We start from the raw sequence: 15,350 nt of genomic DNA, 5'->3' as shown, positions 1-15,350 counted from the left end.
TTATGATTTTTTGTTGGCTTTTTTTAATTCTTCAGCACCTGGAACTTTAAGGTCTGAGGTTAATTTGGACAATTGGGAAAGGTCTATTTCTCCAGTAATGCTTAAGATTACTGTCATTGGTTTGTCTCCTTCAGACCCTTCTAGGTACATAAATAATTCCCTTACATAATTGTCATTCTTCCCTGGCAGAGAGTAGAATTTAATATTCTGCCCATCGTCATTAACTCTCATCAATTCGTCAAGGGATCCTTTTTGAAGGTAAGATTTTACATCTGTAGCCATCTGATTCCTAACCTTAGAATCTGAAGATTTATAGATCTGGATACGATCAAGGTTTTCTATAAGTTTCATATATTCCTGAGCCTCAGGATCACTATCACTTAAATCTACTTTAGCCAGCATTTTAAACATTTTACTGGTCATTACCATGGCGTCTACTTCTTTCATATCCTCATATTTCTCAAAATTCTGAGATTGAGTTAAAAAGGGAGCCAGGGTTAACAGGAGGGTAATTACTAATCTATTCATGATTTCTGGTTTTAGTCTATTTGTATTATTTTATTCTTTGTGTTATTAAATTCTTTAAGGTAAACAAGATCAGATTTTCCTTCGTTCATAATTTGTGCCACCATGTGAAGGGTTTCTTTGGTTTTCTGTAGAGCTAACTCTTCGTCACTAATGGTTCCTAAACCGTTATCATTTAACATCCTGGAGGAATCGTTATAGAAAAAGATTCCAAGTGCAACGATAAGGATTGCCGCTATAGAAGTCCATGAATACCAGTTTCTTTTTGAAACTACCTTTGGTTTATTCTCTAATTTTTCTTCAGCCTGGCTGGCAGAGAACCTGAACATGAGCTGGTAACTCCTTAAATGCTCTGGTACATCTTCACTCAGGAAATACTCCCTGAGCAATTTCTCTTCAGCTATTGAAGTCTCACCTTCATCATAGCGATCAAGAAGTCTTTCAATTTTACCTAATTCCATAATTGTGCTTTTTTATCAATTTTTCTCTGATCGCTTTTCGCGCCCTCGAAAGATTCACTCTTATCGCGGTTTGTTTCATATCCATGATCTTCGCGATCTCTTCATAGTCATATTGTTCAATATCTCTTAACTGAAATATCATTTTTTGCTGTTCAGGCAAGGAAGCTACAATTCTCCCTAACCATTGCATTTCATCATTAACCTCTATTTCGGTTTGTAGTGAGATATGTTTACTTTCATAGTTCTGGTGTACTATCCTTAAATTGCTGTTTTGTTTTAATTTTAACTGATCTAAACAGTAATTCTTTGTCACCGTCATCGCAAAAGCCTCTACATTGGCATAACTCTTGATCTTTTCCTTCCGATTCCACAGTTTTAGAATAACCTCCTGAGTGGCATCTTCGGCTGCTTCCTTAGAAGTGAGTAGCCTTAAAGCCATTCTGTACATCTTATCCTTAACCGGATTAATTATTTCAAGGAAGGTATGTTCTTTCATTAGGTTTTGGTTGGTTTTTAATGCCTTCTCACCTTTACGACGAATCAGAAATAGTTTTGTTACAAAAAATTTTTTTATTGTATTTATGTAACTATTTTTAAAAAAAATTTGCTAATTCTTATTAACCCTTAATTCAATTATGAAATTTTATAAATTTTTTATCCTTTTCCTATTTGCGGGAGGATTAATTACCTCATGCTCTAATAATGATGATATTGAGGATTTTCCCGAAGAAAAGCCAGATAACAGTTTAACTGCAGAGGAAGAACTGGAGCTGGAAATTAAAGACTTTGAATATAAAGCCATGGATATCTGGTATTACTACAATGATGATATGGACATTTATAATGATAATTATTTTGGTAATCAATCTGAATTAAATGAATGGCTTATGACTTGGGATGATCCTGAGGAACTTTATTATGACGGCTTGTTACTAAATTATCCAGATACAGATCGTTTCAGTTGGATAGTAGATGATTACGAAGAACTTGAAAACCAGTTTTCAGGTACTACAACTAGTACTGGGATCGATTATGGTTTAACATATGCATGTGACGGTTGTAATAATATTATTCTTTATGCCAGGTATGTACTTCCAAATACTCCTGCCGAGGATGCTGGGATAGAAAGAGGAATGGTTTTTACAGAGATCAACGGGCAAGAACTAAACATTAATAATTATAGTAGCTTGTTGGCTGAAAGTTCATGGACTCTTACTTTAGGTGAAATTTCTGATTCTGGTGTTGACAGCACCTCAGAAACCATTGATGTAAGTAAAACTACCGTAAACGAAAATCCTGTATTTATAACAAAAACCTTAGATGTTGATGGAAAAACCGTTGGATATATAATGTATAATAGCTTTATATTCGATTATTCATCAGAACTTAATGCTGCATTTGGTGAACTAAAAGCTGCAAATATTGACGAATTGGTTCTTGATTTAAGGTATAATGGTGGTGGTAGAATTGATACTGCAATTGACCTAGCTAGTATGATAACCGGACAATTCAACAATGAACCTTTCGTGAAATTTCAATATAACAGTTATATCCAAAATGTTTATGAGAGCCAGGGAAGTGATTTAACCTATAGAATGGACTCGACAGTTAATTCACCTTCGGGGGAAGAAGGCACTAATAGTCTTAATTTAAGTAAGGTATATGTAATCGCAACTGGATCTTCCGCCTCTGCCAGCGAACTGGTGATAAATAGTCTTAAACCTTTTATAGATGTAGTTCACGTAGGAACTACTACTGTAGGTAAAGTACAGGGATCAAATACATTTTATGATTCTGACGCTCCTAATTTTGATAAGGATAATTCTTTGAACCCAGATCATAAATATGCACTTCAGCCATTAGTACTTTCTTTAGTGAACAAAAACAATGAAGCTCATCCTGAAGGTTTATCTCCAGACGTAGAACAAAGAGAATTCATTAGTACATATGGAATCCTTGGAGATCCAAATGAACCACTATTAGCAACAACATTGGAATTAATAAGAACTGGTAGTAGAAATATGATACCTTTTGAAAAAACTGGAAAAGTGCCAACTAATGTTATTTCTGAAAGTAAGGCAGAACAATTTAATTACCAGAGAATGTATATTGATGTAAACCTTCCTGATCAAAATAATTAAATTGAAAAGAGGATAAAAAAAAACCCGCCTTTGAGCGGGTTTTTTTATGATCAATATCTGACTGACTAATTAAAATAAACTCCATTTGGATTTATCCCTACCGCGTAATTATCCAGAAGACTTCCGTCATTCAGATCATATATATATAAATCACCATCTCCCGTAAAATCTGCTCTTGGGGAAGCTATATAAATCTTGGAATCATTTATCTCAAACCCGTATAGCACAGAAACCTCATCAAAACTATATTCCGGAGTATCAGGTAACTCACCATTAAAATCATATTTATAAAGAGATTTCTCTATGGTTAGATAGGCCGAGCCGCCTGCAATATTAAGATTTTCAGGATGAATGCTATTTTCTGGAAATTGGAAATCGGCTACTACCTCATCTGTACCAGCATCAATCCTACTAAGTACTCCCGCAGTTTCCTCATCGGCATAAGATGGTTTTCCCGAAGATAACACCCAGATATCATTACCCTGGATGACCATGGAATTTGGCCTGTCTCCTACTTCAATTTCATTGGTCACGCTATTTGTTTCGGTTTCGATATGGCTGACAATGTTATTGAATGAAAAACCACCAATATGAGCCACATAAAGATCATCATTCAATTCAATCATTTTTTCAGGACCTTCGGCAACCGGAATGCTTTGGTTAAAACTGTAGTCAGAAAGTTTGAATACTGAAATAAAATCATCACCAGGGTTCATTCCGTCGCCCCAGTTGCTTACATAAATATTATCTCCAATAACCTCAGCATATCTGGGATTACTAAGATTTGAAGAAATTGTAGCCAGGCTTTCAAAGGTATAACGGTTTACTATTTCGATTTTGTTGGATACGTTCACAACGATGATCGCTATATCTTCATGCATTTCGATACTTTGAGCCGTATCTCCAAGGGAAGATCCATTTACATTTGAAAAAATGGCCGGTTGGTTTACCTGAACTAGTTCATCGATGTAACTTACGCTAGAATTGGCCGATCCAAAATTGCCCTCGTTTAATACAAAAACACCTGTTTCGAATTCATCTCCGGGTCCTGCCGGCAAACAACAATCATTATCATCGTCGCAGGAATTTAAAAATAGTAAGGCTAATAGAAAAAGTAAAGAATGTTTGAACTTCATAATTAAAAATTGATTGTTAATGTTGAATTATATGACCTTCCCGGCATTATACGGGAGGGTAAACTTTGATAGTTCTCATTGAAAATATTATCCGCTCCAACCCTTAGGATTATTTCAGGATCACTTGTGAATACGTACCCTACCCTTAAATTTGCCAATTGATAAGGATCCAGCTCATAATTATTATCTGAGGAGGTATAGATCTTACCGTTATATAAAGACTGGACATGGATACTAAAATTTTTAACCTCATAACCTGCTGAAAGCGTAGCCTTATGTAAAGGGGTATAGATCAGCTGATTTTGGTTTTCCTGGTTTATTGCTTTGGTAAAAGCATAATTGGCGCTCAAATTCAACTCATTCCCGGCCAGAACTTTACTCCATGTAACAAAAGCTTCCAAACCATAATTTTGGACCTTTGAAGTGTTCTGTGGTCTCCAAACCCCAGAATCATCGGGCGTCCATCTAATTAAATCCTCAATATCCATGAAATAGGCTGCCAGGTTGATTTTGAAATCACTAAGGATTAGTGTATTTCCCAGCTCAGCTTGAATAGAGGTTTCTGGATCCAAATTGGTATTTCCACCTTCTAACCAGAAAAGGTCGTTAAAGGTCGGGATCCTGAAATTTCTTGAAGAATTGAATCTAATTGAATAATTCTTAGAAAAATTATAAGTTGCTCCTGCCGAAAATAATAACGGAGAATCATAATTTTCGGTAATCTCCTGTCTCAGGCTTAGCTGATAATTAAAATCCTGTATCTCATCACTCCATAGCAGGGAAAAACCTCCTATTTGCCTTTCGGCATTTTCTATCCCCGTGCCATCACCGATAACTCCATTATAATCTACGATGAGATTAATCGTTTTATTATCTGAAAAGTCATAAGCCAGGTCATATTTAATAATGGCCGTTTCCGCATTACCAAAACTGAAATTCTCTGAATCCCTGTTCTCAAAATATTTGAACTTCTCAGAGATCCATGCAAGCTTTAAACTACTGGTGAAATTGCCTAGAAACGACTTCCATTCCAAAAGATTTCTAGAATTAAAATCTTCATACTTACTATTAGAAGGCAGATTCAATGTACCTGAAAAACCTCTTTCTCCCTGGTAATAATTAGAGTAGAACTTCAAGATATTCGAATCGCCCAACCAGTGGGCCACAGATGCATTCAGAGCCAGATTATAAAAATCGCCATTTTCATTTTTTTCACCGACATCTAGATATGGATAATCATTTTCAGAAGAAATACCGGAAACTCCAATTTTCAAATTGGTCTTCTCGTTAGAATAATCTCCCTTATAGCTAGTCTGGTAGGTTGCGAAACTCCCTAAACCAAAACGCAATTCATTACTTTGGCCACCGTCAAAACTAAATTCATTATTTAGATGGATCGTACCTCCAATCGCCCCACTTCCATAAACAACGCTTCCTCCTCCTGGCTTCAGGCTAATATTATCGAAAACTGCGGTATTAATCGTATTAAAATCAGTCTGACCGGTAAACTGGGAGTTAATATTTATACCGTTCCAGATCACAGCGGTTTGAGCAGCACCCGTCCCTCTAACCGATGCCGATGAAACCATTCCGTAGCCATTTTCACGAAAAAAGAATGGAGAATTAAATTTTAAAACTGAGGTTAAAAGCGGTTCTGATTGTTTTATTACTGAATCGCTTAATTCTTTTACAAACTGCCCTTCTGAATTATTTTTAAGCTTAACATCACTAAGCTGAACTTCATCCAACCAGTTAATGGAATCTGTCTGCGCTTTTGTAGAAATACAAAAGCATATAAAAAAAGCTACAATTAGATATAAGTTTCTGCTCATAATCTGCCGACCTTTATCCCGAAAGTCACTCGATATTAGTTGAAAATTCAGGCAGGTCTCCTGGCTCACGTACTGCAATTCACCTTCCCATTAGCCAAATACCAACAGTGGTTTGAAGAATTATTGCAGCCACCCTAACGGGCTAAGCTTACAGTTGCGGGAACAGCTCAGGTTTTCGGAGTAAAGCCTCCGCCCTGATTCCCTTTTAATCCACGCAGAAATAAATCGGCGCCGAACCAAAATTTCAGGGCGAAATTAAACAAAATACTTAAGTAAGTGATTGAAAAATTTAAATAATCTTACTTTTGAACTCAAATTAACCGTTTTGAAAATAATCCTTAAAATATTTCTATTTCTGGCTATTTGGGGCTGCAAGAATGCTTCAAAAGAAAAACCCACTATTTCTGAAAAGGGAAAAGAAGTAATCATTGAAAATGCTAAAGGTTTAAGTATCACTCAATTTGACGGTTTTAGCCTGGTTAAAGTAGAAACGCCCTGGCCTGAATCAGAGAAGGCCTTTGTTTATCTTTTAAAAGAAAAAGGTTCGGAAATTCCGGAAGGTATTGAATACGACCAGTCAGTTGAAATCCCTGTAGATCGAATCGTGGTTACCTCCACCACTCATATTCCTGCCCTGGAGGCTCTTGGACAGCAAAAAACGCTGGTAGGTTTTCCCGGCCTGAATTATATTTCTTCAGAAAAGACCAGAAGCTTAATTGAAAAAGACCAGATCTCAGAGCTTGGAAAAAATGAGAATATCAATACTGAAGTACTAATAGAGCTTTCCCCAGATGTGGTGGTTGGATTTGCCATCAATGCCTCAAATAAAAGTTTTGAAACCATACAAAAAACAGGTATTCCTGTGGTTTATAATGGCGACTGGACAGAACAAACCCCGCTTGGAAAGGCAGAGTGGATCAAGTTTTTCGGCGCCCTCTATGGGAAGCAAAAAAAGGCTGAAGAGATCTTTAAAAATATTAAATCTGAATACCTCTCGGCTAAGGAAATGGCCAGGTCTGCAGCAAACCGCCCAAAGGTGATTGGTGGATCCATGTTTAATGATCAATGGTATATGCCTTTCGGCAATTCCTGGCAAGCTCAATTCATCAAAGATGCTAATGCAGATTATCTATATGCAGATACCGAGGGTGACGGCAGCCTTTCTCTCTCTTTTGAAAGCGTTCTGGAAAAAGCAGAAAATGCCGAATTCTGGGTGAGTTCCGGTCAGTTTACTTCTTACCAGGATCTATTTAACAAATCTGAGCATTATAAAAGGTTTAAAGCTGTTAAGAACAAGAATGTTTATAGCGTAAGCGTCTCCAAGGGATCCACTGGAGGGGTGTTGTTCTATGAACTTGGCCCGCAAAGACCTGATATTATATTAAAGGACCTTATCTCTATATTTCATCCTGAGTTGCTTAATGATCATGAAACGGTATTTTACAAACCTCTTGATTAATGCTGAACCAGAAGAAATATACAATTTCGATTATCTTATTATTCCTTGCGGTGGTCCTTGCGGGATTATTCAATATTAGTCTAGGCTCAGTAAATATTCCAATTGTTGAAGTTGCTTCTTCATTATTGGGCCTGGATGTAGAAAAAGATACGTGGCGTTATATCATTTTAAATTACCGACTACCTAAGGCGATAACTGCCATTATTACCGGCTCTGGCCTTGCAGTGAGCGGACTTTTAATGCAAACCCTTTTCAGGAATCCACTAGCCGGACCATATGTTTTAGGATTGAGTAGCGGTGCCAGCCTTGGGGTCGCTATTATTTTTATGGGAGCTTCTATCTTTGGTGCTTCATTTGCTGCCATCCTGCTCTCCAAATGGAGCCTGGTGATCGCGTCGAGTATAGGAAGCTTGTTGGTTTTATTTGCCGTAATCCTAGCCTCTATTAGGCTTAGAGACACCATGGCTATACTAATCATAGGTTTGATGTTTGCCAGCCTTACAGCGGCCATCGTTAGCGTTCTGGCCTATTTTAGTCCCGCCTCGCAATTACAGCAGTATGTATTCTGGTCCTACGGAAGCCTGGGAGACCTTAGCTGGGAGGAAGTCCTGATCCTGGGATTATTCTGGTTTTTAGGAATTCTTATAAGTATTGGAAGCATTAAAAACCTCAATTCCCTTCTCCTAGGTGAACAATACGCCCGTAGCCTGGGAACAAACATTAGAAAGAATCGGTTAGCGATTATTATCGCCACTAGCCTGCTTGCCGGAAGCATAACAGCCTTTGCAGGACCTATCGCATTCGTGGGTCTTGCCGTTCCGCATTTAATCCGGCAGATAATTCCATCTTCAAACCATATCACCCTGTTTCCCGCGGTGATCTTTGGAGGAGCTATTTTGATGTTGATTTGTGATATAATTGCGCAGTTACCCGGCAGCGAATTCAGCTTACCCATTAATGCTATAACTTCGTTAATTGGAGCGCCTGTCGTGATCTGGTTACTGGTTAGAAAGAGAAAATTTAATTTTTAGAATGCGATCAGAAATTTCAAATACTGTCCTTAAAACCGAAAACCTCAGCATAGGTTACCGGAAGAAAAATACGGTAAATTTAATAGCTTCAGAAATCGATATTGAGGTAAAACCAGGAGAACTAGTTGCGGTTATCGGAGTGAACGGGGCAGGAAAATCAACTTTACTTAAAACTTTAAGTGGAATAATTCAAAGTATTGATGGACAAGTTTTTATATCTTCAAATAAACTATCCAAAATCAACCCATCAGATCTTGCTAAAAATATTAGCATTGTCCTGACAGAGCAATTTTTGTCAAAAAATTTAAGTGTTATAGAATTGGTTGCTCTGGGAAGACAACCTTACACGAACTGGATTGGAAGGTTAACCAAAACTGACCTTAGAAAAATCAAAAAAGCAATGGCCCTGGTAGGCATTGAAAATTTACGAACTAAGAAATGTTATGAATTAAGTGACGGCCAGATGCAAAAAGTTTTGATAGCAAGAGCCATCGCCCAGGACACTCCACTGGTAATTCTGGATGAACCTACCACCCACCTCGACCTTTACCATAAAGCGTATGTACTTCAACTTTTAAAGAAGCTCACCAGAAAAACGAATAAAACCATTGTTTTCGCTTCACACGAGATCAACCTGGCTATTCAGCTTTGCGATAAGATCATCCTTATGCAGGAAAAAAAAGTGCAATTTGGCACTCCAAAAGAACTGCTCGATTCTGGAGCCTTTTCAGATCTTTTCCCAAAAGGTTTGATCAAATTTGACACCGACTCCTCTTCCTTTAAAATAGACACCTAATCCTTGAAATAATATTTCAATCCGAAACCGAAGTTATTGGAATAGAAGTTTTTCAAGCTGTAGAATTCAGCATTTGCTTTAAAGTGTAAAAATGGGGTAACCGGCCATAGTACACTACCCCTGTAGCGCTGAAATTGATCTGAAAAAGTATCCAGGAAATAAGCTGCATCAAGATTTATAAGCCAGGCAGATTCCTCATTCCTGTATTCATATGAAGCTCCAAATCCACCGTAGAAACGTTCGTCTAAGGTCCAGTAAGGATATCCACTTGGTCTATTGGTATTTCCCAACATACCGGATATTTCTGTATAAGGTTTAAATTTTGAGCCAGCTCCAAGTTTTAGGTCATAAGTAAGGTTAGTCGAGGCCTGGACATCCATTACGTTATCATCTTCATAGTGGTTAGCCTCAACATAAAGAATGGCCTGCCATTTCCTCTTAAATTGAAGCTCCTCATAAATATTGATCTGAGACTGGTATATATCCAGTATGTATGCAGGTCCCGTGATCGCTGGTCTTCTGAAAAGTTGCAGAGAACTGAAAAGACTGTCTTTCGAATAACTGATCCTGGCATCCAGATGCAAAAACGCCTTCCCTCTATTATTAAATTCCAATTCAGAGCCAAGATTGTAATTAAACTTGGCGGCTCTTTCATTGGAAATGAAGCGATAAGACAGCCCCATAAGCCTTTCATCAGAGTTTTCTTCAGCAGTGATTTCTGCATTTACAGCATAGGCATTTCTTTTACTTAATCCCAACATATGAGTATTGAAATTTTTATCCTTCATGCCGTAGGAAAGGGAAGTTCTGAATGAAGTAGGATCGAACCTATCACTAATTATTTCAGAATCGATCTGGAGAAAATTACCATTTTCAATCCGTATTTCCTTTTCAACCTCCTGTTTAACCTCCGGATAGAATAAAGCCGGGTAAAAGTCTAAAAGCTCTTTCTTTTCTTTGTAATCCAGGTAAACCACATCCTTGTTCAATTGTTTCTGAAGGGTCGATTTTAATTTTCCAGGTGACAATTCAGAAGTAAATTTCCAGGATTTTACTATCTCCCCTCTACCTAAGTAGTAATCTGCCATAAAATGCTGAATATCCTCGGTACTTTTCACATCCTGGCTGAGTTCCTTATAGATCTCCTCGATCTTTTGAAAGTTCTGTAATGCGTATAGCCACTGTAGTCTTTCCACTATTGGAAAACCATCACTACACGCCGACCATTCCAGTGCTTTCCTGAAACTTCCCTGTGCGGCGAAAGCATAGGCAATATTTACTGAAATAGGTTTTAGTTTTTCTTTGCAGGGATCAACATCAATTAGTTTTCTTGCAGCCATCCCCGGGTTATCCTCTATAAGATATTCAAGGTATAGTGAATAATTCTTTCCTTCCAGGAACTCATATTCTCCGGTCTGCAAACGCCAGTCATCTACATCAGATTGAGATAAGGAGTCCGTGCATTGAGAAAGTAAAATGGCTTCCTTATAGTAGCCGTTATCGGCCAGGGTCCAGGCCATATTCGCCGATAAGAGCTCATTATCTGTACAGGTCCCCGCCTCCTTTGCCATACGAAAAGCCTCTCCTGGAAATTCGTGGATCAGCAGGGAATAGTAGCTGTTTTTTTCATCAGGTTGCTCAGAATTAGCATAGAGCTGAAGCAATTCTTCTTTCGTAAAGGTCACTCCATTTTCTGAGCCAAAGTAATCTATGTATTTCTTTTTCAGGGTCAGGTTAGCTGGGTTAACCTCCAATTGTCTTAACATCCAGCGTTCTCTGGTATTTAGGTCTGGATAGTCCCCAGTTTCCTTTATAATAGCCTTTGAAAATAAAATGTATTTTTCCCTGTAATTTTTATTATTAGAGTATTTGAAATCCAGCAATGGCCATATTTCAGAGGTCCTGTCTTCCCAACCTAAATATCTAAGCAATTGAAGCCAGGTTTGTTTTTTAAAACTACGAGATCTTTCAATTTCCGACTTTAAAACTCCTATCTGTTCGCGAATATTTTGCTCCTGGACCTCTTCTTCAGGCTGTAAATAATCTTCAAATTTTGCACTTATATCATTTCTCGCTTTAGACCCGATGTTTCTTAGCCTTGGTAACTCCAATTCTGCTGACGGAGATTCAATATTGTAAAGGAAACCGTCTAAAAGAGTAGTTCTAGTAAATTGAAAATTATTGTTTTTCAGATAATTTTCTATTCTCAATGAATTTTCTTTTTTAACATAGGTAAACCAGAAATTCTTCTGCGAATTCAGTCCCTCAGCATTAGACTCCATCTTCAGTCTTTCTTCATTTTCAGAAAATCTGTAATTCGCGTATCTCCAGTTCATAGTGATCCGAGCAGCGTCAGATACCTTCAGAAACCTTATAAATGGATACAACTTTTTGATTTCATTCAGATACTGCCGGAACCGGGGAAATAACCCAGGGGATCCATCCTCGGAGACACGCCAGCCATATCCTTCTGAATTCCTAAGCTGATAATCGCCACTGCTGAAAGTTCCCGGAATTTGAAATACATCATCCGGATGTACAAAATGAGTCCAGATACCTGTATATAAATAAGCCGAATGAAGTGTAAAATTTGATGCAGACTCTAGCTCAAACCCGCTTGTTATCCTGGGGAAATTGAAAAAATGGTCATTTAGGGGCTCCGGTCCAAACTCTCGCCCCCCTCCTTCTTCAAAATCTCCAAGATATATACTCGCATTGTAAACTATGCTCGGCATACTGCTTTCCAGGGCTGCAAAACCTAAACTATCTATAATATTAGAAGGAGGTACATAACTTCTCGGAAAAGATCCGTATTCCTCGGCTAGCCAACGCTTATTAACAGCTTCAAGGCTAAGCTCCATGTATTTTTGACTAGGCCAGATTTCCCTGGTAAGAGAAGCGTGATTATAGCCATGTAGCGCCATCTCATGTCCCAGGTCATTAAAGTTTCGCATAAGGCGATTAAGCCTGCGCTCTGAAAGATCCTGCTCAGCATTACCAGAATTCTGCCATTCGTAGAAATTAAAAGGCGGAGTGGTTTGATTGGAATAATCGAAACACACGTAAGCCGAATACTCCAGGTTTTCTTCTCTTGCCAGTTCCAGCATATCCTCCCACCACACATTCATATAATAGTTTGCCTGACTTATATCCATTTCGGTGGTTACCGGCTCTCTTTTAATATCATATAATGGGGCTGGAAAATCATCCAGAAATATACTCGACACATTTGCTACAGGGTATGGAACACCTTCCAGACCGGGAAGTAAGGCTGCAAATAAAAGACCTCTTTCTTCCTTTGGAAAAACCTGGGTGGTATTAAAGACCAGCACATTACCCCTTCCTATCCTATTTTTCAGGATCACCGGATAGTCCTCCTGATTAATGGAACTCGCAAGTACCTCGACCTTTTCTGAAAAATTACTTCCCTTTAATCCAAAATGGTTAGATCTATTCCTGTAAACCTTTGAATTCATTGCAGGAAGAAAATTGGTTTTAAATCTATATCCCATGGCGAGGGTATCGGTTTCATAGTTGGCACCCTGTTTTACACCCGCCATAAAACCAAAATTTTCGTCTACACCGGCTTTGGAAATAACTACCTGCCCCCCATTGGCCACAAATTGAAGCAGGCTATTATAAGATTTCTTTTTAAGCCCTGATAGATCCTCTATTACCACCACTTTAATAGATTTTTGCAATTCTGAATTTGAATTAAATTCATCAAGCTCAATTTTTGAAAATGGTATTTTAACGTAGTTCAGTGTTTGCTTCAACTGCTCCAGGTTTAATTGCCCGTAGGGATCTTCAGGATCGATAATATAAGTAACCAGTGGTTTAGAATTATCAATTTTGGCAACACGCATCATTTCCCTATCCACTTTAAGAACACCGTATTCATCATCGGCGCAGCCAGATAAAAAGATAAGCATTAATAATATTGAAAATCGGAAAAAATTAGAAAGGTAGTATTGTTTCATTAAAATAGTAACTCCTGTATTTTACTGGTTCCGGGCTCATTAACAATCACATAGACATCCAATACCTCACTTTGATAATATGGTGTGACCTGCCTTCCTTTATTCTTCAAGAATTCCAGGCGTGACCTGACTTCCTGCTGTTCCTCCGGTTGAAGTCCATTACGCGATCTACCCTGAAGTTCCCCGTTGTAAACGAATACAAAAAGACTTTGCGGAGGAATTACCTCAGGATTCGCCCTTAAAAAATTCCTGTCCTGTTTTACCTCCTGAAAAAGCTTGTCCTGAGCCAGATATTTATTATTGAAATAATTATAATTATAGAAATAGTGGCTACCACTACTAAAAGTTGAATTTTGAAGAGAGTTCACCACCGCATATGAATATGGTAAATGTTCATCCTGGATCTTAGCATAAGCTTTGAAAACTTCAGTTTCTAATGCTGTATTCACATTTTCAAAAGAAGCATCTTTTGGGAATGTGAAATATACGAGCCCTACCATCATTATTAAAGCCGCTCCAATCTCCAGGTTTGTGAATAACCTTCCGTGCAACCTTAACCTGGAAAAAATGGTGATGCTTAAATTGAAAATAATCCCAAAAAAAACGGGTATAAAAATACACAGTACCTCATTCAGCATATCCATATCTACGAAAGAAAGGTTTAATTGATACGCCAGAAACAGCAAATTGATAAATGTTAAAAATATAAGACTGGCTTTAAAATTCTTAGGATACTGAATGAATTTTAGAATATTTATTCCTAAAAAAATTAGACCTGTAAACTGATAATAACCTATGAACTCCTTGAGAGGATATAATAGTTTTGGGTTATAGGTATAGGAATTATAAGAAAACAGATTGGATCGTATGAAAACACTAAAGTCCTCCTGGAACCACCAGGCAGCGATCCCGTAAATAATTCCGAGGCCCAATACAGATAATGCATATGCAGTTATTACCATGATCATCTGCCTCTTTCTTCGCCAGAATCGAAAGAGAAAAATTAAAACCAGGAAGGGAAAACATATAAGCAGCCCAACAAATAGATCCAACAAAAGGATAGCCGAAAACAGGATGATTAAAACGAGGCTGGCGGTCTTTTTTCTGAATCTAAAAGTTTGAGGGTAAATACTGAACAACATAGCCGGAAGAGCAAGGATCATAGCGGCAAATATCGACTTATGCTCTACCAGAAGATCAATGTTTAAAGGTAGAAAAGCATATAGAAGACTAAAGCTTAGTCCTGCAACAATCCCCGGAGCATGTTTCCGACATATTTTATATACCACCCAGTAAATCACTATAGAAAGCAAGGATGATTCCAGTAAACCGGATGTCTGCAGAGCCACAGCTTCTGTAATATTCGTAATCCTGGAATATAAATCTATAAGCAAGTAATCACCCATCATATCCCCGGAGTTAAAAAACCAATTATTTAGACTGATGTTCTTGACAAGGGAAAGCTTTTGATACCATGCTGTGGATAAAGTGGATGTATCATACTGGAACAGGGAACTTCTGGAGAGATAAGTGATCACCGGTAAACTTAACCCGATAAAAACCTGCCAGTTCCTGTTAAAGACATTCAGGTTCTCAGAATCCATTCTTAGTTTAGGTTTCTCCCAGTTATCACGATCTATAAAATTCTCCCGTTTTTCCAGCTTTATCACGACATATAAAATACTTCTGGTATAAATTTTCTGCAGTTGCTCTTTAATAGATTTTCGGAACTTAATATCCATAAAAACAAAAATGACAATACCCAGAATGATAGTTAGAATTACAAAAAGGTCAAAAGCCTGAATAAGGATTAAAAAGAAACCTCCAAGTACACTGGCTGAGAAGATGAGCACCACGCTAGGAATAAGGAAATTCAAAGCTGTTTGAGCCGGCACCTTACTTGCCGCTACCCTGTAAAGCACAATTAATAATACAAAGATCAAGATGATCCTTAAAGGTCCGCTAAGTAAAAAGGGATCTAAAAACATA

The 15,350-nt window shown here is 37.8% G+C and carries 11 protein-coding genes and 1 riboswitch; of the genes, 4 read left to right on the top strand and 7 right to left on the bottom strand.

From position 1 onward, the window contains the following. Genes ML462_RS06995 through ML462_RS06985 form a run of 3 tightly spaced genes read right to left on the bottom strand, consistent with a single transcriptional unit; the run spans position 1 to position 1,482 of the window. A complete protein-coding gene (locus tag ML462_RS06995; RefSeq protein ID WP_240713095.1) occupies positions 1-528 on the bottom strand; it encodes a DUF4252 domain-containing protein in 528 nt (175 codons plus the stop codon). A gap of 11 nt (positions 529-539) precedes the next feature. Beyond that, the gene (locus ML462_RS06990) at positions 540-986 is read right to left on the bottom strand and encodes a hypothetical protein (RefSeq protein ID WP_240713094.1); all 447 of its coding nucleotides are present in this window, start codon (positions 984-986) and stop codon (positions 540-542) included. After that, positions 973-1,482 carry an RNA polymerase sigma factor gene (locus tag ML462_RS06985; RefSeq protein ID WP_240713093.1) on the bottom strand — a complete coding sequence of 170 codons (510 nt, stop codon included), beginning with the start codon at positions 1,480-1,482 and terminating at the stop codon, positions 973-975. The genes ML462_RS06990 and ML462_RS06985 overlap by 14 nt, the downstream gene beginning before the upstream one ends. 139 nt (positions 1,483-1,621) lie before the next feature. Here ML462_RS06985 and ML462_RS06980 point away from each other — a divergent pair, with 139 nt between their 5' ends. After that, positions 1,622-3,127 carry a S41 family peptidase gene (locus ML462_RS06980; RefSeq protein WP_240713092.1) on the top strand — a complete coding sequence of 502 codons (1,506 nt, stop codon included), beginning with the start codon at positions 1,622-1,624 and terminating at the stop codon, positions 3,125-3,127. A 65-nt stretch (positions 3,128-3,192) separates the two neighbouring features. Here the strand turns inward: ML462_RS06980 and ML462_RS06975 are convergent, their stop codons facing one another. Beyond that, on the bottom strand, positions 3,193-4,263 hold the full coding sequence (locus tag ML462_RS06975) for a YncE family protein (protein ID WP_240713091.1): 1,071 nt from the start codon (positions 4,261-4,263) through the stop codon (positions 3,193-3,195). A 2-nt stretch (positions 4,264-4,265) separates the two neighbouring features. Further along, positions 4,266-6,095 (bottom strand): TonB-dependent receptor, encoded by a 1,830-nt coding sequence (locus ML462_RS06970; protein ID WP_240713090.1) that lies wholly within the window; start codon positions 6,093-6,095, stop codon positions 4,266-4,268. 33 nt (positions 6,096-6,128) lie between these two features. Next, positions 6,129-6,351: riboswitch (cobalamin riboswitch) on the bottom strand. Positions 6,352-6,420: 69 nt separating this feature from the next. Here ML462_RS06970 and ML462_RS06965 point away from each other — a divergent pair. From ML462_RS06965 to ML462_RS06955, 3 genes are read left to right on the top strand one after another with little or no spacing between them, the layout of a single operon-like run. Next, the gene (locus ML462_RS06965; RefSeq protein WP_240713089.1) at positions 6,421-7,554 is read left to right on the top strand and encodes an ABC transporter substrate-binding protein; all 1,134 of its coding nucleotides are present in this window, start codon (positions 6,421-6,423) and stop codon (positions 7,552-7,554) included. After that, positions 7,554-8,585: an iron ABC transporter permease gene (locus tag ML462_RS06960; protein WP_240713088.1), complete on the top strand. Its 1,032-nt coding sequence runs from the start codon at positions 7,554-7,556 to the stop codon at positions 8,583-8,585. The genes ML462_RS06965 and ML462_RS06960 overlap by 1 nt, the downstream gene beginning before the upstream one ends. Before the next feature lies 1 nt (position 8,586). Then, positions 8,587-9,381, top strand: a complete 795-nt coding sequence (locus tag ML462_RS06955; RefSeq protein WP_240713087.1) for an ABC transporter ATP-binding protein — start codon at positions 8,587-8,589, stop codon at positions 9,379-9,381. Here the strand turns inward: ML462_RS06955 and ML462_RS06950 are convergent. Together ML462_RS06950 and ML462_RS06945 are read right to left on the bottom strand one after the other, a co-directional pair. Continuing rightward, on the bottom strand, positions 9,378-13,313 hold the full coding sequence (locus tag ML462_RS06950) for a DUF2194 domain-containing protein (RefSeq protein ID WP_240713086.1): 3,936 nt from the start codon (positions 13,311-13,313) through the stop codon (positions 9,378-9,380). The genes ML462_RS06955 and ML462_RS06950 overlap by 4 nt on opposite strands. A 47-nt stretch (positions 13,314-13,360) precedes the next feature. Then, positions 13,361-15,349 carry a hypothetical protein gene (locus ML462_RS06945; RefSeq protein WP_240713085.1) on the bottom strand — a complete coding sequence of 663 codons (1,989 nt, stop codon included), beginning with the start codon at positions 15,347-15,349 and terminating at the stop codon, positions 13,361-13,363. Position 15,350: the final 1 nt, after the last annotated feature.

The sequence above is a fragment of the Christiangramia lutea genome (assembly GCF_022489035.1).
Classification (GTDB): Bacteria; Bacteroidota; Bacteroidia; order Flavobacteriales; family Flavobacteriaceae; genus Christiangramia; species Christiangramia lutea.
Note: the sequence above shows the minus strand (reverse complement) of the source record. Positions and strands in the feature narration are given on the sequence as shown.